At 69.5% G+C, this 18,484-nt stretch carries 17 protein-coding genes and 1 rRNA gene; 15 read left to right on the forward strand and 3 right to left on the reverse strand.

Annotated elements, in window-relative coordinates:
* Positions 1 to 160 precede the first annotated feature (160 nt).
* The 10 genes from rrf to ACFYR3_RS19365 all read left to right on the forward strand — a co-directional run bounded on the left by rrf (position 161) and on the right by ACFYR3_RS19365 (position 8,527).
* A 5S ribosomal RNA gene (gene rrf / locus ACFYR3_RS19320) occupies positions 161 to 277 on the forward strand.
* Between the two features lie 68 nt (positions 278 to 345).
* A complete protein-coding gene (locus ACFYR3_RS19325) occupies positions 346 to 990 on the forward strand; it encodes an HAD family hydrolase (RefSeq protein ID WP_389283985.1) in 645 nt (214 codons plus the stop codon).
* A 134-nt stretch (positions 991 to 1,124) separates the two neighbouring features.
* Complete coding sequence (locus ACFYR3_RS19330; protein WP_355840980.1) at positions 1,125 to 1,868, forward strand: VC0807 family protein; 744 nt, start codon at positions 1,125 to 1,127, stop codon at positions 1,866 to 1,868.
* 83 nt (positions 1,869 to 1,951) lie between these two features.
* Positions 1,952 to 3,175 carry an MFS transporter gene (locus ACFYR3_RS19335; protein ID WP_355840978.1) on the forward strand — a complete coding sequence of 408 codons (1,224 nt, stop codon included), beginning with the start codon at positions 1,952 to 1,954 and terminating at the stop codon, positions 3,173 to 3,175.
* Positions 3,126 to 4,298: an acetoin utilization protein AcuC gene (locus ACFYR3_RS19340; RefSeq protein ID WP_355840976.1), complete on the forward strand. Its 1,173-nt coding sequence runs from the start codon at positions 3,126 to 3,128 to the stop codon at positions 4,296 to 4,298. Before ACFYR3_RS19335 ends, ACFYR3_RS19340 begins: the two co-directional genes overlap by 50 nt.
* Before the next feature lie 221 nt (positions 4,299 to 4,519).
* Positions 4,520 to 5,335 carry a phosphatase gene (locus ACFYR3_RS19345; protein ID WP_355840974.1) on the forward strand — a complete coding sequence of 272 codons (816 nt, stop codon included), beginning with the start codon at positions 4,520 to 4,522 and terminating at the stop codon, positions 5,333 to 5,335.
* A gap of 129 nt (positions 5,336 to 5,464) precedes the next feature.
* A complete protein-coding gene (locus ACFYR3_RS19350) occupies positions 5,465 to 5,674 on the forward strand; it encodes a helix-turn-helix domain-containing protein (protein WP_093781815.1) in 210 nt (69 codons plus the stop codon).
* A gap of 142 nt (positions 5,675 to 5,816) precedes the next feature.
* Positions 5,817 to 5,915, forward strand: a complete 99-nt coding sequence (locus tag ACFYR3_RS19355; RefSeq protein ID WP_003948845.1) for a 30S ribosomal protein bS22 — start codon at positions 5,817 to 5,819, stop codon at positions 5,913 to 5,915.
* A gap of 483 nt (positions 5,916 to 6,398) precedes the next feature.
* Entirely contained in the window at positions 6,399 to 7,460 is a 1,062-nt protein-coding gene (locus tag ACFYR3_RS19360) for an NAD-dependent epimerase/dehydratase family protein (RefSeq protein WP_261704804.1), read from the forward strand.
* A gap of 14 nt (positions 7,461 to 7,474) precedes the next feature.
* Positions 7,475 to 8,527, forward strand: a complete 1,053-nt coding sequence (locus ACFYR3_RS19365; RefSeq protein ID WP_355840972.1) for a lysophospholipid acyltransferase family protein — start codon at positions 7,475 to 7,477, stop codon at positions 8,525 to 8,527.
* A 104-nt stretch (positions 8,528 to 8,631) separates the two neighbouring features.
* Here ACFYR3_RS19365 and ACFYR3_RS19370 read toward each other — a convergent pair whose 3' ends face one another.
* The 3 genes from ACFYR3_RS19370 to ACFYR3_RS19380 form a co-directional block, all read right to left on the reverse strand.
* Complete coding sequence (locus ACFYR3_RS19370; RefSeq protein WP_389283989.1) at positions 8,632 to 9,861, reverse strand: DUF5667 domain-containing protein; 1,230 nt, start codon at positions 9,859 to 9,861, stop codon at positions 8,632 to 8,634.
* 254 nt (positions 9,862 to 10,115) lie between these two features.
* Positions 10,116 to 10,886 carry an ECF subfamily RNA polymerase sigma factor, BldN family gene (locus tag ACFYR3_RS19375; protein WP_355840968.1) on the reverse strand — a complete coding sequence of 257 codons (771 nt, stop codon included), beginning with the start codon at positions 10,884 to 10,886 and terminating at the stop codon, positions 10,116 to 10,118.
* 672 nt (positions 10,887 to 11,558) lie between these two features.
* On the reverse strand, positions 11,559 to 12,500 hold the full coding sequence (locus tag ACFYR3_RS19380; protein ID WP_355840966.1) for an HAD-IB family hydrolase: 942 nt from the start codon (positions 12,498 to 12,500) through the stop codon (positions 11,559 to 11,561).
* Positions 12,501 to 12,686: 186 nt separating this feature from the next.
* Between ACFYR3_RS19380 and ACFYR3_RS19385 the strand changes: the two genes are divergently transcribed.
* The 5 genes from ACFYR3_RS19385 to ACFYR3_RS19405 all read left to right on the forward strand — a co-directional run bounded on the left by ACFYR3_RS19385 (position 12,687) and on the right by ACFYR3_RS19405 (position 18,455).
* Complete coding sequence (locus ACFYR3_RS19385; protein WP_355840964.1) at positions 12,687 to 12,986, forward strand: glutaredoxin family protein; 300 nt, start codon at positions 12,687 to 12,689, stop codon at positions 12,984 to 12,986.
* A 342-nt stretch (positions 12,987 to 13,328) separates the two neighbouring features.
* Positions 13,329 to 14,087, forward strand: coding sequence for a redox-sensing transcriptional repressor Rex (locus ACFYR3_RS19390; protein ID WP_328554170.1), 759 nt, complete (start codon positions 13,329 to 13,331; stop codon positions 14,085 to 14,087).
* Complete coding sequence (locus ACFYR3_RS19395; protein ID WP_355840962.1) at positions 14,084 to 15,799, forward strand: glutamyl-tRNA reductase; 1,716 nt, start codon at positions 14,084 to 14,086, stop codon at positions 15,797 to 15,799. The genes ACFYR3_RS19390 and ACFYR3_RS19395 overlap by 4 nt, the downstream gene beginning before the upstream one ends.
* Positions 15,796 to 16,755 carry a hydroxymethylbilane synthase gene (gene hemC / locus ACFYR3_RS19400; RefSeq protein WP_355840960.1) on the forward strand — a complete coding sequence of 320 codons (960 nt, stop codon included), beginning with the start codon at positions 15,796 to 15,798 and terminating at the stop codon, positions 16,753 to 16,755. The genes ACFYR3_RS19395 and hemC overlap by 4 nt, the downstream gene beginning before the upstream one ends.
* Entirely contained in the window at positions 16,752 to 18,455 is a 1,704-nt protein-coding gene (locus tag ACFYR3_RS19405; RefSeq protein ID WP_389283993.1) for a uroporphyrinogen-III synthase, read from the forward strand. Before hemC ends, ACFYR3_RS19405 begins: the two co-directional genes overlap by 4 nt.
* Positions 18,456 to 18,484 lie beyond the last annotated feature (29 nt).

The following is an 18,484-nucleotide window of genomic DNA, read 5'->3' on the forward strand; positions in this document are numbered from 1 at the left end:
GGTTGATAGGCCAGATCTGGAAGGCGGGTAACCGCTGGAGGTGACTGGTACTAATAGGCCGAGGGCTTGTCCTCAGTTGCTCGCGTCCACTGTGTTGGTTCTGAAACCACGAACAACCGTCGTAGCTATGCCACGGCTCCGGTTGACAGTTTCATAGTGTTTCGGTGGTCATAGCGTGAGGGAAACGCCCGGTTACATTCCGAACCCGGAAGCTAAGCCTCACAGCGCCGATGGTACTGCAGGGGGGACCCTGTGGGAGAGTAGGACGCCGCCGAACAAATTTTGAAGAAAACCCCCGTACCGGGAAACCGGTAACGGGGGTTTTCTGCGTTTAGGCTCTTTGTTATGCGCTACGAACTGATTATTTTCGACAACGACGGTGTCCTCGTGGACAGTGAGCCGATCTCCAACACTCTTCTGGCCGCATATCTCACCGAGCTGGGACACCCCACTTCGTACGAGGACTCCCTGCGTGACTACATGGGCTCCGCCATGCACCGCATCCACGACCTGGTCCTGGAACGCACGGGTGAGCGACTGCCGGACGACTTCGACGACGTGTTCCACGCGCGGGTCTTCACGGCCTTCGAGCGGGAGCTGAAGCCGGTCCCCGGCGCCGGGCAGGTCCTGGAGAAGCTGGCCGCGGACGGCGTGCCGTACTGCGTGGCCTCCTCCGGGAGTCATGAGCGGATCCGGGTCGGACACCGGACGACCGGGCTCGACCGATGGTTCGACGACAGCCGGATCTTCAGCTCGCAGGATGTCGGGCGCGGCAAGCCGGCACCCGATCTGTTCCTCCACGCGGCCGAGCGCATGGGCGTCCGACCGGAGAAGTGTGCCGTCGTCGAGGACAGTCCGCTGGGAGTGCGGGCGGCCAACGCGGCGGGGATGGACGTGTACGGGTTCACGGCCATGACGCCGCCGGACAGGTTGGCCGGCGCCACCCAACTCTTCTCCGACATGGGGCAGTTGACTGACCTGCTGGTATGACGGCACCCATCGGCGGACGCTGACATTTGTCATGCCGAGCTCCGGACGATCGTTTCTGTCGGCGGGTGGGGTCCGACCGCGAAGCTGAGTACATCGAAACGGGACGTACACAGTGACGACGGAGGGACCCGATCATGAGCATCACCACCACCGGGATCAGCACCGGAGAGACCGCCACCGCTGCCGCGACGGTCACCACGAAGGCCACGGCCGCACCGGCGCGGACCGCCGGTCCCCGGCCGAGCTTCCTGCCGCTGATCGTGGACGTGGCGGTGCCCGTCGGGTCGTACTACCTGCTCAAGAACGGGTTCGGGATGAGCACGATGGCGGCACTCGGCTGGAGCAGCGTCGTGCCGGCCGTCCGGACCGTGTGGAGCGTGGTGAAGGAGCGCAAGGTCAACGCCCTGGCCGGGGTGATCCTGTTCGTCAACATCGTCGGGCTCGCCCTCAGCCTGGTCGCCGGTGACCCGCGGCTGATGCTGGCGAAGGACAGCGGGGTCAGCAGCGCGATCGGGATCGGTGTCCTGGTGTCCGTGAAGCTGGGGCGGCCGATGATGACGCAGGGGATGAAGCCGTTCCTCGTGAAGGGCGACGCGGCGCGGGCCGCGGCCTGGGACCGGCTGGTGGCCGGCTCCGAGCGGTTCCGGAAGGCCGAGCGGACCTTCTCGATGGTGTGGGGCACGGTGCTGCTCGGTGAGTGCGTCGCGCGGGTCGTGGGCGCCTACACGCTGCCGATCGACACCATGGTCTGGCTCGGCACGGTCGTCATGGTCGCCTCGATGGTCCTCGCCTTCCTGATCAGCGGGCGCTTCGCGGTCGTCCCGATGGAGAAGATGCTGGAGCGTGAGCTCGCCGCCGGGGCCCGGACGGACGGCTGAACGGCCCTTCTCCGAAGAGCTGAGCGAAATTCATCTTCGGCTTGATCTACCCACCGGTAAGCCGGGGCCCTACGCTCGCCGCCATGACAGATGTGCTGCGGCGCGGTAGGGCCTCTTTGGCGTTCAGCTTTTTCGCTCAGGGTGCCGCCTTCGCGCTGCTCGTGACGCGTATCCCGGCCATCCAGGACCGCTACGGGATCTCCGATGCCCTGCTGCCGGCGTTCCTGGCGGCCGTCCCGGTCCTCGCCGGGCTGGGCAGCGTCACCACCGAGCATCTGGTCAAGCGCATACGCCCCAGCCGCATCCTGCGGTGGTCGCAGCCGGTCGTGCTGCTGGCCCTGCTCGGTGTCGGCGCCGGTGACCAGCTCGTCGAGGTGGCGGTCGCCCTGGCCGCGTTCGGCCTCGCGGTCGGCGGTCTCGACGCCTCGATGAACATGCTCGGGGTGAGCCTCCAGCGGTCGTACGGGCGCAGCATCATGCTCGGTTTCCATGCCACGTACAGCCTGGGCGGGATCGTGGGCGCCTCGCTCGCGTGGGCCGGGGCGCACTGGCACATGCCGCTCTTCGTGTCGTATCTGCCGGTCGTGCTGGTGCTGCTGCCGCTCGCTCTGGTGGGGAGCCGGTGGTACGTCGACGGCGGCGGGGCCGCGGACGGCAAGGAGGACGTGGCAGCCGGCGCCGGTGCGGGTCCGCTCGTCTTCAAGCTGCTGCTGCCCCTGTGCCTGGTGATGACGTTCGCGTACATCGGTGACTCGACGGTCTCCAACTGGAGCGCGAAGTACCTGAAGGACGTGCTGGGCAGTTCGGAGCAGACGGCGACCGTTCCGTACAACGTCTACATGGTGATGACGCTGGTGGGACGGGCTGTCGGGGACTTCGGGGTGCGGCGGTTCGGGGCCGTCGCGGTGGTGCGGCTGGGTGCCGTGGTCGCCGCGCTCGGGTTCGGGGTGGTGGCTCTCGCGCCGGGGGCCGGGGTGGGCATGCTGGGGTTCACGCTGCTGGGGCTCGGGCTGTGCGTGATCGTGCCGCAGACCTTCGCGGCCGCGGGGAGGCTCTTCCCGGGGGCGTCGGACACGGCGATCGCGAGGCTGAACATCTTCAACTACGTCGGGTTCCTGATCGGGTCCCCGCTGGTGGGCGCGCTGGGTGACGCGTGGAACTACCGCGGGGCCATGCTCGTACCGATGGTGCTGGTCCTGGCGACCCTCGGGTATGCCCGTTCGTTCGCTCCCGAACCCGAGCGATACGGTGACGTGCATGAGCGGCCGCGGACAGCTGATGTGGGACGAGGCAGTAACGGGATATGACTTCGGTCCGGACCATCCGATGGATCCGGTCCGGCTCGCCCTGACCCGGGGACTCGTCGACGCCTTCGGGCTCGACCGGGACGTCGACGTCGTCGCGGCGAAGCCCGCAGGGGATTCGACCCTGCGGCTGGTGCACCGCGAGGACTATGTGGAGGCGGTCAGGGCCGCGTCCGCCGATCCCGAGTCGGCGGACCCGTCGTACGGCCTCGGAACCATGGACGATCCCGCGTTCACCGGGATGCACGAGGTGTCCGCCATGATCGCCGGGCAGTCCGTGGGGGCCGCGGAGGCGGTGTGGCGCGGGGAGGCGCTGCACGCGGTGAACTTCGCGGGCGGGCTGCATCACGCGATGCCCGGCGGCGCCTCCGGGTTCTGCATCTACAACGACGCGGCGCTGGCCATCGCCCGGCTGCTGGAGCTGGGTGCCGAGCGGGTCGCGTACATCGATGTCGACGTGCACCACGGTGACGGCGTCCAGGCGGCCTTCTGGGAGGACCCGAGAGTCCTGACGATCTCGCTGCACGAGCATCCGCGGACGCTGTTCCCGGGAACCGGGTGGCCCGAGGAGACCGGGGCCGGCAGCGCGGAGGGCACGGCCGTCAATGTCGCGCTGCCGGCCGGCACCGGGGACGCGGGCTGGCTGCGGGCCTTCCACTCCGTGGTGCCCGAGCTGATCGCCGACTTCAGGCCGCAGGTGCTGGTCACGCAGCATGGCGCGGACACCCACTTCGAGGACCCGCTCGCGCACCTCGCCGTCTCGCTCGACGCGCAGCGGGCCGTGCAGGTCGCCTGTCACGACCTGGCGCACGAGTACGCCGACGGGCGCTGGGTCGCGCTGGGGGGTGGCGGATACGCGGTGGTGGAGGTGGTGCCGCGCTCGTGGACGCATCTCGTGGCCGTGGCGGCCGGCCGTCCCATCGAGCCCGCGACGGCGATCCCGGAGAGCTGGCGGCAGGAGGTCTTCGCCCGCACCCGGCAACTGGCGCCGATGCGGATGACGGACGGGCGTTGGCCGGTGTCCTGGAAGGACTGGGAGTCGGGGTACGACCCGGCGGACCGCCTCGACCAGGCGATCGTGGCGACGCGCCGGGCGGTGTACCCGCTGCGGGGGATGCTGCCATAGACCCGACGGCGCGGGCTGCTGTTGGTAGCACCCCACGGTGGGGACTGCTGCCGTAGTTCCCAGGGCGGGGGCTGCTTTCATGGCCCCGAGGCTGGCGTTGTTCTCGTACCCCCAAGTGGGCGTTGCCGCCTGGCCCTACGGCCGGGGAACATTAGGCCAACTGTGGGGCATACTTCCCGTTTTGCGCATACGGTACGGCTGGATGCGTCAGCATCGCTGACGTGTTGAGCACCGGAGCTTTGCGTGCACATCTGCTGGCCGCCCGGCTGGCCGGGCCCGTGGCCACCTCGCGCGAGGAGAGCCTGCGCAGCTATCGGCTCTTCGCCGCCCGCGACCCCCGGCTGCTGCTCGGACTCGATCCCGAATGGACCTGGGGCCAGCGGGATTTGATCGAGTTGATGGCCGACAAATGTGGAGTTTCGGCCGACCTCTCGAACACTTCGGGGCATGATGTGATCGACCCTGAGCTGACGCTGGCGGCTCTCGACGCCTTCGCGGAACGGCTCGGCGAAGCCGCCCGCCATCGTCACCCTGTGCTTCTGGGTACGGGTCACCCGCACCGGCTGATCACCTTCTACGCCGCACTCGCGGACGCGCTGTCGTCGGCGGGATGTGCCGTTCTCACCCCCGCGCAGGGTAGCTCTATCGACATAACGACCCGGTTCGGTCTACGCACGTACAACCTTGACTACGTACAAGGTGTCGCGCTGGTGCGCGAACCCGAGGCTGGAGCCGCCGGTCGTGCGACCGGCGCACACACCCACTCGCCGCTCCCGGTTCGGACCGTTCTGGCGGCCGCGGCCGAGTCCGGAGGGCCCCTCCCGGAACTGGTCATCGGGGACCACGGATGGGTCTGCGGAGCAGGTCAGCTGGGGTTCGAGGCCATCGGTCTGGCCGATACGGACGATCCCGCGCTGTTCGTGGGAGAGGCAGAGGGGCGGGTGTCCGTCGTCGTTCCGCTTGATGACGCTGTGCGGTCTGATTACTACCGACCGCTTACTCGCTATGTACTCAATCGAGCGTGTCTGTCACAGTAGGCGGCCGATGGCATCCCCTCTTCCTCACTCGCATCACCCGCCCCTACATTGGGGAGTGAGCACGCAACGACGAAGAGTCACCGGAAGGGGAAGCCGGTGACCGTCGAGTGCGGAAGGTTCAGGTGTGTCATGGCTGCAGGCGAGAGGCCTCTGAACGAGGTTCAGTTCCTTACCGTGGCGGAAGTCGCCTCGGTGATGCGAGTGTCGAAGATGACCGTGTACCGCTTGGTGCACAGCGGTCATCTGCCGGCGATCCGGGTGGGGAGGTCCTTCCGGGTGCCGGAGCAAGCGGTTCACGAGTACCTCCGTGAGAGCTATGTGGGGGTGGAGACCGCCTGACGGCGTTCCGGGAGACCGTTCGCGATCTCCCGGAAACACCTCGATTACGACCTCGGCTCTCGGACGGGTAGGCTGGCCCCTCATAGGTCGTGTGGGCCCATGCAGCCCAGCACCGAGTAAAGAGAAGTGAGCGAGGGTAGTCGTGGGCTCTGTTATCAAGAAGCGGCGCAAGCGGATGGCGAAGAAGAAGCACCGCAAGCTGCTCAAGCGCACTCGCGTTCAGCGTCGCAACAAGAAGTAAGCGACGCCGCGGAAACGCGTACTGTGGCCTCTCACCAGCAGGTGGGGGGCCACAGGCATATCCGGCCGAGAAAAGCGAGAAAAGGCCACTCGACGGGTCGGCCGAGGAGCCGGCCGGGAGGGCGAGGAGCCGGCCGGGAGGGCGAGGAGCCGGCCGGGAGGTCGAGGAGCCGGCCGCGGGTCTGCCGGGGCCGCGACGGAGGTCTCGGCCGAGGCGTCGCGGCGACGACGGAGGACTCCGCCGCGACGGTGTCCGAGAAGAAGTACACCGAAAACCCGCTCGAATGTCGAACGTGTTCGGCCATGTGTGCCGCGTACGTCTGTGGGCCGAATGGCTGGGTCTGGTCGTACGTCCACGGCTGTCGTCACTTCGTGCATCGGGCGGTCATCACAGCGCAACATCGACCCGCTAAGTTGGCCGCACACGGGGAACGCGGCAGGTACGAGCGGAGCTACGTCCAGTTCTGGAAGGAAGGCGCTGATCTTGGGGAAGGTCGTGCTCGTGACCGGGGTGGCCCGGCAGCTGGGGGGCCGGTTCGTACGACGGATCCAGCGTGACCCGCAAGTGGACCGGGTGATCGCCGTGGACGCGGTGCCGCCCGAGCATCACATCGGGGGCGCCGACTTCGTACAGGCCGACATCCGGCAGCCCACCATCGCGCGGGTGCTCGCCGAGTACTCCGTCGACACGGTCGTGCACATGGATGTGACGGGCACGGCGCTGGGCTCCGGCAGCCGGACCACGGTCAAGGAGACCAACGTCATCGGCACCATGCAGCTGCTCGGTGCCTGCCAGAAGTCCCCGACGGTCAAGCGGCTCGTCGTGAAGTCCAGTACGAACGTCTACGGCTCGGCGCCGCGCGACCCCGCCGTCTTCACCGAGACCACCTCGCCCAAGTCGCTGCCCAGCGGGGGCTTCGCGAAGGACACGGTCGAGGTTGAGGGCTACGTTCGCGGCTTCGCGCGCCGCAGGCCCGATGTCGCCGTGTGCGTACTGCGGTTCGCCAACATCCTCGGCCCGAGCGCGGACTCGCCGCTCGCCTCGTACTTCTCGCTGCCGGTGCTGCCGACGGTGTTCGGCTACGACCCCCGGCTCCAGTTCGTCCACGAGGGCGACGTCATCGAGGTGCTGCGGCTGGCCTCGCACGAGCCGCAGCGGGGCACGCTCAACAGCGGCACGTTCAACATCGCCGGCGACGGCGTGCTGCTGCTCTCGCAGTGCGCGCGGCGGCTGGGGCGGCCCACGGTCCCGCTGCTGCTGCCGGCCCTCAGCTGGGCCGGTACGGCCGTGCGTACCCTGGGTGTGACGGACTTCTCGCCGGAGCAGCTGCGGCTGCTCACGCACGGCAGGGTGGTAGCGACGGTCCAGATGCGCGAAACCCTGGGTTACCAGCCGAAGTACACGACGGCGGAGACCTTCGCGGACTTCGCCCACAGCAGGGGCCCCGGACTTCTGCCCCCGGAGGCCGTTGCGGGGGTCGTGGACCGGATCGCCGCACTGTCTCTTCCGGGTGGCGGTCACCCCCCGACGCAGAGCGCCAACTGAGGAGCGCATCAACGATGGCGGACGCCAAGGTCATTCCGTTCGACGACGACCGCTCGCGCGGGGCTGCTGCGCAGCGCCCGCCGCGGCGCCGGGCCGCGGGGAGCCGGCGCAAGGGTGAGCCCGTGGTGGTACGCGAGGTCCAGCCCATGCCCGGACGGATCCTGCCGCAGGATGATGTTCCTGTGACGCATGAGGAACAGCCGCCCCAACAGCCCCAGCAGGGCGGTACGAGCCTGGAGAAGCGCATCGCGGGAGGCCTGGCCTTCCTGCGCCGCAGGCTCACGGGCGACTACGAGATCGACGAGTTCGGGTACGACCAGGAGCTGACCGACCAGGTCCTGATGTCGCTGATCCGGCCGATGTACGAGAAGTACTTCCGCGTCGAGGTGAAGGGCATCGAGAACATTCCGTCCGAGGGCGGCGCCCTGATCGTCGCCAACCACTCGGGCACCCTTCCGCTGGACGGCCTGATGATGCAGGTCGCCGTCCACGACAACCACCCCGAGAACCGTCACCTCCGGCTGCTCGCCGCCGACCTGGTCTTCATGCTGCCGGTCGTCAACGAGCTGGCCCGCAAGGCCGGTCACACCCTGGCCTGCGCCGAGGACGCCGAGCGGCTGCTGGAGCGGGGCGAACTGGTCGGTGTGATGCCGGAGGGCTTCAAGGGCATCGGCAAGCCGTTCAGCGAGCGCTACAAGCTCCAGCGGTTCGGCCGGGGCGGCTTCGTCTCGACGGCGCTGCGCGCGGGCACCCCGATCATTCCGTGCTCGATCGTCGGCGCGGAGGAGATCTACCCGATGATCGGCAACGCGAAGACCCTCGCGCGGCTGCTCGGATTCCCGTACTTCCCGATCACCCCGACGTTCCCCTGGCTGGGCCCGCTCGGCGCGATCCCGCTGCCCACCAAGTGGACGATCCAGTTCGGCGAGCCGATCCGTACGGACGGCTATCCGCCGGAGGCGGCCGAGGACCCGATGCTGATGTTCAACCTGACCGACCAGGTCAGGGAGCAGATCCAGCACACCCTGTACAAGCTGCTGGTGCAGCGCAGGTCCGTGTTCTTCTGATCATGCAGTTACGGTTCTGTTGATCATGTCCTGAAATGCCTGTACGTCGATGGGGGCGCCCTTCCCGAGGAGGGCGCCCCCATCGACGTACCGCGGTGGCCTGGTTAGTCGCTGTCCTGTGTGTCGATGCCGAGGCCCGGCAGGAGACCCGGCAGCAGGGGCGGCAGGGTGACGTCGGGTTCGCTCGTAGCGCTGCCCTTGCCGCTGCTGTTGGACGACGGGGAGGAGCTGGTGTCGTCCTGCGGCGGGTCGAGCAGGCCGCCGGTGTTGCCACCGAGCAGGCCCTCGGCGCTGCTGCCCGAACTGGACGGCCTGGGCTTGCCGCTGCCGTGGCTTCCGCTCGCGGAGCCACTGGTGGCGCTGGGCGCCGGGGTGTCCGTACCCGGCGAGCCGGTGGACTCCTCGCTCCTGCCCCGGTGACGGCCGGTGCCCTCGGGGGCGGGCGTCCTGGGCAGCAGCGAGCGCAGCGGGTCGACCTCTTCGTCTATGGCCTCGAAGACCGACGAGACCTGGTCACTGACGTCACCGAGCTGCACGGGCAGTCGGTCGCGCAGTGCGCCCCAGGCCTGGCGATGCGCCTGGGCGAAGGCGGACAGGGCCTGGATGGGGCCCAGCGAGCCGTCCCGCTCGTACGCCTCGTGCAGCAGCCGGTGGCCCTCGGAGGCGTCGTGCTGCATGCCGGACAGGGCTCGGCGGACCTCGCCCAGGGACTCGTGGTCGAGGTGTCCCGAGCGGCCCCGCTCCATCAGCCGACGGGCCTCGCTCATGCGGGTCGAGGCCTGGTCGAGATAGAGCTCGCCCCGGTCGCTGTCGCCGTGGGCGAGATCGAGCTTGATGTCCTCCATCCCGCGCTTGAGCCCGTAGAGCGAGTCGCCGGGCAGGGCGTCGGAGCTCGCGGCGGCCACACCGCCGAAGGCTCCGGCCGCCACACCGACGGTGAGCCCGCCCGCGGCGAGCCCCTTGGACAGCCGGGACCGGGGCCGCAGCTTCCCCAGTCCGGTCGCCCGGTGCGACCCCTTGGCCCGGGACCGCTCCCCGGGCAGAGCACGGTCCGGACCCTCGCCTCCGGCGGCGGTGCCTTCCAGCAGCATGGCCTCCATCGCGGCGACGAGCTGGGCTCGCTGCACGATCTTGACCTCGGGGTCCAGCTCCGGTTTGGGCAGCTCGCCGAGACCGGTGGCGAGGGCCAACAGCAGCCCTTGCCCGGTCTGTTCCGCAGCAGCCCGGGACGGTGCCGACCCATCGGGCTGCTCGGCCGCCGTGCCCTGGTCGAACTCCTCCAGGGCCTGGGCGAAGGCGTCCGCCCGCCGGTGTGCCGATACGTTCGCGATCACTGGCGGCACCTCCTCTCGTCATGACGGTCGACTCCCCAGGGGGTTCTGAGGGTTGCACCCCCTGGCCGTATCCACACGATCGGGTGATCGGCGATGGCCAAGGCGTGACCGCAGGGAGCCTGTATCCCGCACAACGAGCGTCACGGCACTTGGGTTACGGACGACGGATGATCGGACCGCGAAGTCAACAGACTTTTACAGAAGGTGAGTTGGGCGTCGCTGAACGTGTGGGACCACTGCGGTCGGTGGCGGGTTCAGCGGACGTCGTCGGGCAGGAGCCGGGCCAGGGTGCGGACGGCCCGGTACTGGAGGGTCTTGATTGCGCCCTCGTTCTTGCCCATCACCCGGGCGGTCTCGGCGACCGAGAGCCCCTGGAGGAAGCGGAGCGTCACACACTCCTGCTGCTGAGGGTTGAGCCGTTTCACGGCGTCAAGGAGCGCGGCGTTGGAAAGGGACTCCAGGACGGAGTCCTCGGGGGAGCGCTCGACCTCATTGGCGTCGAGCATCTCGCCGGTGGTCACTTCCAGCCGGAAGCGGCTGGACTTGAAATGGTCGGCCACCAGATTCCGGGCGATTGTCACGAGCCAGGCGCCGAAGTCGCGCCCCTGCCAGGTGAAGGTGCCGATCCGCCGCAGCGCCCGCAGAAAGGTCTCACTGGTGAGGTCCTCGGCGGTCGCCTTACCTCCAACCCGGTAGTAGATGTAGCGGTACACGGTGTCGCTGTACTGGTCGTAGAGCCGTCCGAAGGCGTCGGCCTCGCCGGCCTGGGCGCGCTCCACGAGATCCATCATCCGGGCGCTGTCACTGTCCGCGGCCGGACGGCGTGCGGTGGTGGCCGAGCCTGAGCGGCCCCGCCTGCCGACCGCCGCGTTGCCGTCGGCCAGGGCATAGCAAGGTCCGACGGGCGCGGGGAGGGCGAAGGCGGGGACGGCGTACGCGGTGGGGACGAAGCCGCGCAGACGGTCCAGGACCGTTGCGCGCAGCGTAGCCAGGCCCGAGGCGTCAACCCCGACGTGTGAGTACACGGGACTCCCAGAGGCAGAGCTTCCATCACGTGCAGTGCGGGACCTTTCTCCCGTCGTAGCGACGGAGGGGTACCGGTTTGCGTCTGAGGAGAATAACGCTTCGTACAGGCAGCACTACACCCAGTTGCTAAAATCATCGATTACGTCGCTTCCGATGCGAATCGATGTCTCTTCAAGTACCGCACAGTGACCGCTTGTTGATCGGATCGGTTCCGGTTCCGTCTGAGTGCGGAGCGTGTTGTGCCCGCGTGCGGAGGGGGTGACTGAGTCGCCCACGGCGTGGGTAAGACCATGTGATTGCCTCGCGGAGCAGCGCTCCCGCCCCAGGTCCGGACGGGTTTTCGCCCCCTCCGCCCCTACCCTCCCCCAAGGTCTCGGCTTCGCTCGGCCAGGGGGACCCCCATCGTCCCCGGGGCTCCGCCCCGGACCCCGCTCCTCGAACGCCGGAGGGGCTGAATTTCCCCGGCCGGGGGAAATAGCGGGCCGCCACGATGCGCCCGCGGCCGGGTACGCACGGGAGGGGACGTGCCGGTACGTCAGATGCCCGCAGGTCGGACGGATCATCACCGACGCCCACGTCGCAACGCCGGTGGGATCCGTTCGGATGCGGGCGGATGTACCGGCGCGGCCCCGACCCGCCCACCGGCCGGACCCGCGAAGGCCAGAGGCGAGCTAGCGGCGGCGACGGTGCAGCGCGATCGCGGCGGCCGTGCCGCCGGCCACCGCACCCACCCCGGCCGCGGCGGGAATCCCGACCTTCGCGGCCTTGCGCGCCGTGCGGTAGTCCCGCAGCCGCCAGTCGAAGTCCCGCGCGTGCCTGCGCAGTTTCGAGTCCGGGTTGATCGCGTACGGGTGCCCGACCAGCGAGAGCATCGGGATGTCGTTGTGCGAGTCGCTGTACGCGGCGCAGCGGGACAGGTCCAGGCTCTCCGCGGACGCCAGCGCCCGTACGGCCTCCGCCTTCGCCGGACCGTGCAGGGGTTCGCCGACCAGCTTGCCGGTGTAGATCCCGTCCACCGATTCCGCGACCGTGCCCAGGGCGCCCGTGAGGCCGAGCCGCCGTGCGATCACCGTGGCGATCTCCACCGGCGCCGCCGTGACGAGCCACACCTTCTGGCCTGCGTCCAGGTGCGCCTGGGCGAGCGCGCGGGTGCCGGGCCAGATCCGTTCGGCCATGTACTCGTCGTAGATCTCCTCGCCGATCGACATCAGCTCGGAGACCCGGTGGCCCTTCACGATCGACAACGCGGAGTCACGTGCTTCCTGCATGTGCTCCGGGTCCTCGACACCGGCCAGCCTGAACCACGCCTGCTGCCAGGCGAACCGTGCGAGGTCGCGGGTCTCGAAGAACTTCCGCTTGTACAGCCCCCGTCCGAAGTGGAAGAGGGCAGCACCTTGCATCACGGTGTTGTCCAGGTCGAAGAACGCGGCGGCCTTGTCGTCGCCGAGCACCGGGAAGTCGGGTTCGTCCGCGGCGTCCGGGGGCGCCAGTTCTTCCAGTTCCTGCAGTTCCTGCGAGGACTTGCGCGCTGCCTCTGCCGAGGCCTCGCCTGCCAACACGCTCCGCGCGGTGGCGGAGCGCCTACGGGGAGTGAGCCATCCGAGAGCCGCCATGTCGTGAGCATAGCCAGTCTGTTCGGTGCTTCCGGAGTCGAGAGGATTCGGCGCTGTGAACTCTCCGCGACCACGCCGTTAAAGGACCGGTCCGATTCGTCGTCGCCGCGGCGCGTCGGCCCCGTGCGAGGGCCTGTTGTCACGTAAAGCGCGGAGCGCGCCCACCCTGGCGTCCGGGGCGGGAGAATGGCGCGTATGAGCCCCATGTTCCGGCGCAGCGACCGCCGTACGGAGAGGAAGGCGCCCGAGGAGCGTCTGGTCACGTTGATCAGGAAGCCCGGGTGTCATCTGTGTGATGACGCACAGGAAGTGATCGAGAAGGTGTGTGCCGATCTCGGGGTCCCCTGGGAGGGGAAGGACATCACCGAGGACGAGGAGCTGCACCGCCAGTACTGGGAGCAGATCCCGGTCGTGCTGGTGGACGGCGCGCAGCACACCTTCTGGCGCGTGAACGAGGAACGCCTTCGCAAAGCCCTCACGCGGTGAGTTGTGCGCGGGGACGCCCACCGCGTCCGTGATGTGTCCCGACTTGTGACCTGACCGAGCAGCCCAAGGGGCCGGGAAAGTCGCCTAGGATCGGCGGCGATTGGTCTCGGGGGTGGGATTCGTTGAGGAGAGTGTGCGGTTTTGCCCCCTTCAAGTACGGAACAAAGCCGTCTGCGCGCCGGTTCCATACGGGCGCGCCGGGCATGCGTGACCCCGGTCACGTTGGCCGGGCAAATCGGACACTGTCTTTGTGCACGCGTTCACAAAGACATAGCCTGCATGCGACGGGGCGGTCTAGGTACGTGTGACCGCCTAAAGCCCCGCTCTACCCGCAGGAGCACCGTGGCAACTGGCCGAACTCACCGACCGGCGACCCGCAGCCGAGGAATTCCCGAGGCCACCGTCGCCCGGCTTCCGCTGTACCTCCGAGCCCTCACCGCACTGTCGGAGCGCTCGGTACCCACGGTCTCATCCGAGGAACTCGCGGCCGCGGCGGGGGTCAACTCCGCGAAGCTGCGCAAGGACTTCTCCTACCTCGGCTCCTACGGGACGCGTGGTGTGGGCTACGACGTCGAGTATCTCGTGTACCAGATCTCCCGCGAACTGGGGCTCACCCAGGACTGGCCGGTCGTCATCGTCGGTATCGGCAACCTCGGTGCGGCACTGGCCAATTACGGAGGGTTCGCCTCCCGCGGATTCCGGGTGGCGGCGCTCATCGACGCCGATCCCGCGATGGCCGGCAAGCCCGTCGCCGGGATCCCGGTCCAGCACACGGACGAGCTGGAAAAGATCATCGACGAGAACGGTGTCTCGATCGGTGTCATCGCCACCCCGGCCGGAGCCGCCCAGCAGGTCTGCGACCGCCTGGTGGCCGCCGGGGTCACCTCCATCCTGAACTTCGCGCCGACCGTCCTGACCGTCCCGGACGGCGTCGACGTGCGCAAGGTCGATCTCTCCATCGAGCTCCAGATCCTCGCCTTCCACGAGCAGCGCAAGGCCGGCGAGGAGGCCGAGGCGCAGGCCGGTGCCGCCGCCCCGGCCGAGCGGGAGAACAACGGCAAAGGGCCCGACGGGGATGTTCCCGCCGTGATGCCGGCATGAGTCTCCTCGTCGTCGGACTGAGCCACCGCAGCGCCCCGGTCAGCGTCCTCGAGCGGGCCGCGCTCTCCCCGGACGCCCAGGTCAAGCTGCTCCAGGACACCCTCGCCGCCGAGCCGGCCGCCGAGGGTGCGGTGCTCGCCACCTGCAACCGCATCGAGCTGTACGCCGACGTGGACAAGTTCCACGCGGGCGTCGCCGAGCTGTCCACGCTCCTCGCCCAGCACAGCGGCGTCGGCCTGGAGGAGCTCACCCCCTACTTGTACGTGCACTACGAGGACCGGGCCGTCCACCACCTCTTCTCGGTGGCCTGCGGCCTGGACTCGATGGTCGTCGGCGAGGGCCAGATCCTCGGCCAGATCAAGGACGGGCTCGCCACCGCGCAGGAACTGCACACCGCGGGCCGTCTCCTCAACGATCTCTTCCAGCAGGCACTGCGGGTCGGCAAGCGCGCCCACTCCGAGACCGGTATCGACCGCGCCGGACAGTCCCTGGTCACCTTCGGCCTGGAGCAGCTGTCCGCCGGACGGGCGGTCGAGGCCTGGGCCAAGGGCAAGAAGGCCCTCGTCATCGGCGCGGGCTCGATGTCCTCGCTGGCCGCCGCGACGCTCGCGCGTGTCGGCGTCGGCGAGATCGTGATCGCCAACCGCACCCCCGACCGCGCCGAGCGCCTCGCCGAGATCCTCAACGGCGGCGACGACACGGACGTGCTGGCCCGCGCGGTACCGATGGCCTCGGTGCCGGTCGAGCTGACACGTGCCGACATCGCCGTCTCCTGCACCGGAGCGACCGGGATCGTCCTGACGGCCGAGACCGTCGCGGCCGCCGTCGAAGGACGTACGGGAACACCCGCGGCGCTGCGCGAGACGTCGGCCGGTCCGGCCGGTCACCTCGCTCCCGCAGGTGCCGGTACCGAGGACGCCTGCCCGCTGGACCTGTCCGCCGTGCAGGGCGCCACCGGCTTCTCCGTGATGGGCGAGGCGGCCGTCGCCGGCATGGACGCCGCCACCCTGGAGCAGCACGCTGCCTGGGTGGACAAGGGCACCGGAACCGTCGAGCGCCGCGACAGCCGTCGTACGCCCGATGAAGAGGCCGGCGCCGACGCCGACCTCATCGCCGCGCTGGCCGCCACCGTCGCCACGGTCGGCCGCATCCCCGAGCGTCGCAGGCCCGAACCCGTCGCCGAGGCCCCGCGCCCCGCGCCGGTGCTGGCGCTGCTCGACCTCGCGATGCCCCGTGACATCGACGCAGCCGTGCACCGGCTGCTCGGTGTGCGGCTCGTCGACCTCGAATCGCTGGCCGAGGCCTCCGCGGACGCGCCGATGGCCGCCGACGTGGACCAGGTCCGCCGGATCGTCTCCGACGAGGTGGCCGCGTTCGGCGCCGCCCAGCGCGCCGCGCACATCACCCCCACCGTCGTGGCGCTGCGCGCCATGGCCGCCGACGTCGTCGCGAACGAGATCTCCCGGCTGGACGGACGGCTGCCGGACCTCGACGACAAGCAGCGCGGCGAGATCACCCAGACCGTGCGGCGCGTCGTCGACAAGCTGCTGCACGCGCCGACCGTACGGGTCAAGCAACTCGCCGCCGAGCCCGGCGGTGCCGGGTACGCGGACGCGCTGCGGACCCTGTTCGACCTGGACCCGGAGACGGTCGCCGCCGTCTCGCGGGCCGAGAACAACACCGAGAACGCCAAGAACCGAGGGCGAGCATGAGTGAGCAGGCTTTGAGGCTCGGGACCAGGCGCAGCAAACTCGCCATGGCCCAGTCCGGGCAGGTGGCGGATGCCGTGAGCAAGGTGACCGGACGGCCCGTCGAGCTCGTTGAGATCACGACGTACGGCGACGTTTCCCGCGAGAACCTCGCGCAGATCGGCGGCACGGGCGTCTTCGTGACCGCGCTGCGGGAGGCATTGTTGCGCGGGGAGGTCGACTTCGCCGTGCACTCCCTCAAGGATCTGCCGACCGCGCAGCCGGAGGGCCTCGCGCTGGCCGCCGTGCCGGTGCGCGAGGACGCGCGCGACGTACTCGTCGCCCGCGACGGGCTGACCTTCGAGGAGCTGCCGGACGGCGCCCGCGTCGGCACCGGCTCGCCGCGCCGTATGGCCCAGCTGAACGCGTACGCGCGCAACCACGGCATGACGATCGAGACGGTCGCCATCCGGGGGAACGTCGACACCCGCATCGGGTACGTCCACGCCGGGGAGCTCGACGCCGTCGTGCTCGCCGCCGCCGGACTCAACCGGATCGGCCGGATCGACGAGGTCACCGACTTCCTGTCGGTCGACACCGTTTTGCCCGCCCCCGGCCAGGGGGCACTGGCGATCGAGTGTGCCGCGTCCAACGCGGACCTCGTCGCCGCGCTCGGAGAGCTCGACGACCCGTTCACCCGGGCCGCCGTGACCGCCGAGCGATCCCTGCTTGCCGCCCTGGAGGCCGGCTGCAGCGCACCTGTGGGCGCGTTCGCCGACCTTCTGGCCGACGAGCAGGTTGTCAAGGAGATGCGCCTGCGCGGCGTCGTCGGTACGACCGACGGCTCGACGCTGGTGCAGCTGTCCACCACCGGTCCCGTGCCCGAGACACATGACCAAGCGATGACGCTCGGCCGTGAACTCGCCGCCGAGATGCTTGCCAAGGGCGCGGCCGGTCTGATGGGGGAGCGAGCACTGTGAGCCCCACCAACTTTCCCGCCGGTCCGGTCCACGGGCACGTCACCTTCCTGGGTGCCGGACCCGGAGATCCAGGGCTGCTGACACTGCGCGCCGTCGAGGCGCTGGCGAACGCGGACGTCCTCGTCGCCGAGCACGATGTGCTCGACGTAGTACGTGTTCATGCCAGACAAGGCGTCGCCGTTCTGAACACGGATCCGGACACTTCGCCGGCTCCGTACCAGGGCACAGGCACGCCTCAGCTGACGGTTGTTGACAGCACGTCAACAACCGTTGGTGACCCCGCGTCGAGGGACGCTGCCAATCTTGTCATGACGGCCGCGCGGGGCGGCAAGCGGGTCGTGCGTGCCGTGTCCGGTGACCCCGGGCTCGACACGTACGCGGCCGAGGAGATGCTGGCCTGCGCCCGCGCGGGTGTTCCGTTCGAGGTGGTGCCCGGCATCGCGGCCGCCGTCGGTGTGCCCGCGTACGCGGGTGTGCCGCTGCGGGACGCGCAGGGCGCGGACGTACGGTTCGTCGACGCGCGGACCGCGTCGAACCGCTGCTGGAGCGAGGTCGGCGCCTCCGACGGCACCGTCGTGGTGTCGGCGACGCTCGACTCCGTGGCAGCGGCCGCGGGTGAGCTGGTGGCCTCCGGCCGCAAGCCCGACACCCCGATGTCGGTGACGATCGCCGGTACGACGACCCGTCAGCGCACCTGGTCGGCGACCCTCGGCACGATCGCGCAGACGCTGAAGCAGGCGAAGGTGCTGCCGTCCCCGGACGGTGGCCGCCCGGTGATAGCCGTGGTCGGTGAGCGTTCCGCCGCCGCCCAGCGCGACCAGTTGTCGTGGTTCGAGTCCAAGCCGCTGTTCGGCTGGAAGGTGCTCGTGCCGCGTACGAAGGAGCAGGCGGCGTCGCTCTCCGACCAGCTGCGGTCGTACGGGGCCGTGCCGTACGAGGTGCCGACGATCGCCGTCGAACCTCCGCGCACACCCCAGCAGATGGAGCGCGCGGTCAAGGGCCTGGTGACGGGCCGCTACGAGTGGATCGCCTTCACCTCGGTGAACGCGGTCAAGGCCGTGCGGGAGAAGTTCGAGGAGTACGGGCTCGACGCCCGTGCCTTCGCGGGCATCAAGGTCGCGGCGGTCGGCGAGTCGACCGCGAAGGCGCTCATCGCCTTCGGCGTGAAGCCGGACCTGGTGCCGAGCGGCGAGCAGTCGGCCGCGGGTCTCCTGGACGACTGGCCGCCCTACGACCCGGTCTTCGACCCGATCGACCGTGTCTTCCTGCCCCGGGCCGACATCGCCACGGAGACCCTCGTCGCCGGGCTCATCGAGCTGGGCTGGGAGGTCGACGACGTCACGGCGTACCGCACCGTGCGCGCGTCGCCGCCGCCGGCGGACACCCGCGAGGCGATCAAGGGCGGCGGCTTCGACGCGGTGCTCTTCACCTCGTCGTCGACCGTGCGGAACCTGGTCGGTATCGCCGGCAAGCCGCACAACGTGACGGTGATCGCCTGCATCGGTCCCGCGACGGCCAAGACGGCCGAGGAGCACGGGCTGCGGGTCGACGTGATGGCTCCGGAGCCTTCCGTGCACAAGCTGGCGGAGGCCCTGGCGGACTTCGGTCTGCGCCGCCGCGCCGCCGCGCTGGACGCCGGTGACCCGGTCACCCGGCCGAGCGAGCGGCGTCCGGGATCGCGCAGGCGCCGGACCACCTGAAACAGGTGAGCACGCCCCGCCGCCTCCTA

The sequence above is a fragment of the Streptomyces sp. NPDC005784 genome (assembly GCF_042871525.1).
Taxonomy (GTDB): Bacteria; Actinomycetota; Actinomycetes; order Streptomycetales; family Streptomycetaceae; genus Streptomyces.

Bases quoted from the DNA above. Each gene is read 5' to 3' on its own strand.
- ACFYR3_RS19395 (WP_355840962.1), top strand. From the start codon at position 14,084: ATGAGTCTCCTCGTCGTCGGACTGAGCCACCGCAGCGCCCCGGTCAGC.
- ACFYR3_RS19365 (WP_355840972.1), top strand. From the start codon at position 7,475: ATGGCGGACGCCAAGGTCATTCCGTTCGACGACGACCGCTCGCGCGGG.
- ACFYR3_RS19340 (WP_355840976.1), top strand. From the start codon at position 3,126: ATGAGCGGCCGCGGACAGCTGATGTGGGACGAGGCAGTAACGGGATAT.
- hemC (WP_355840960.1), top strand. From the start codon at position 15,796: ATGAGTGAGCAGGCTTTGAGGCTCGGGACCAGGCGCAGCAAACTCGCC.
- ACFYR3_RS19335 (WP_355840978.1), top strand. From the start codon at position 1,952: ATGACAGATGTGCTGCGGCGCGGTAGGGCCTCTTTGGCGTTCAGCTTT.
- ACFYR3_RS19325 (WP_389283985.1), top strand. From the start codon at position 346: ATGCGCTACGAACTGATTATTTTCGACAACGACGGTGTCCTCGTGGAC.
- ACFYR3_RS19380 (WP_355840966.1), bottom strand. From the start codon at position 12,500: ATGGCGGCTCTCGGATGGCTCACTCCCCGTAGGCGCTCCGCCACCGCG.
- ACFYR3_RS19385 (WP_355840964.1), top strand. From the start codon at position 12,687: ATGGCGCGTATGAGCCCCATGTTCCGGCGCAGCGACCGCCGTACGGAG.
- ACFYR3_RS19350 (WP_093781815.1), top strand. From the start codon at position 5,465: ATGGCTGCAGGCGAGAGGCCTCTGAACGAGGTTCAGTTCCTTACCGTG.
- ACFYR3_RS19330 (WP_355840980.1), top strand. From the start codon at position 1,125: ATGAGCATCACCACCACCGGGATCAGCACCGGAGAGACCGCCACCGCT.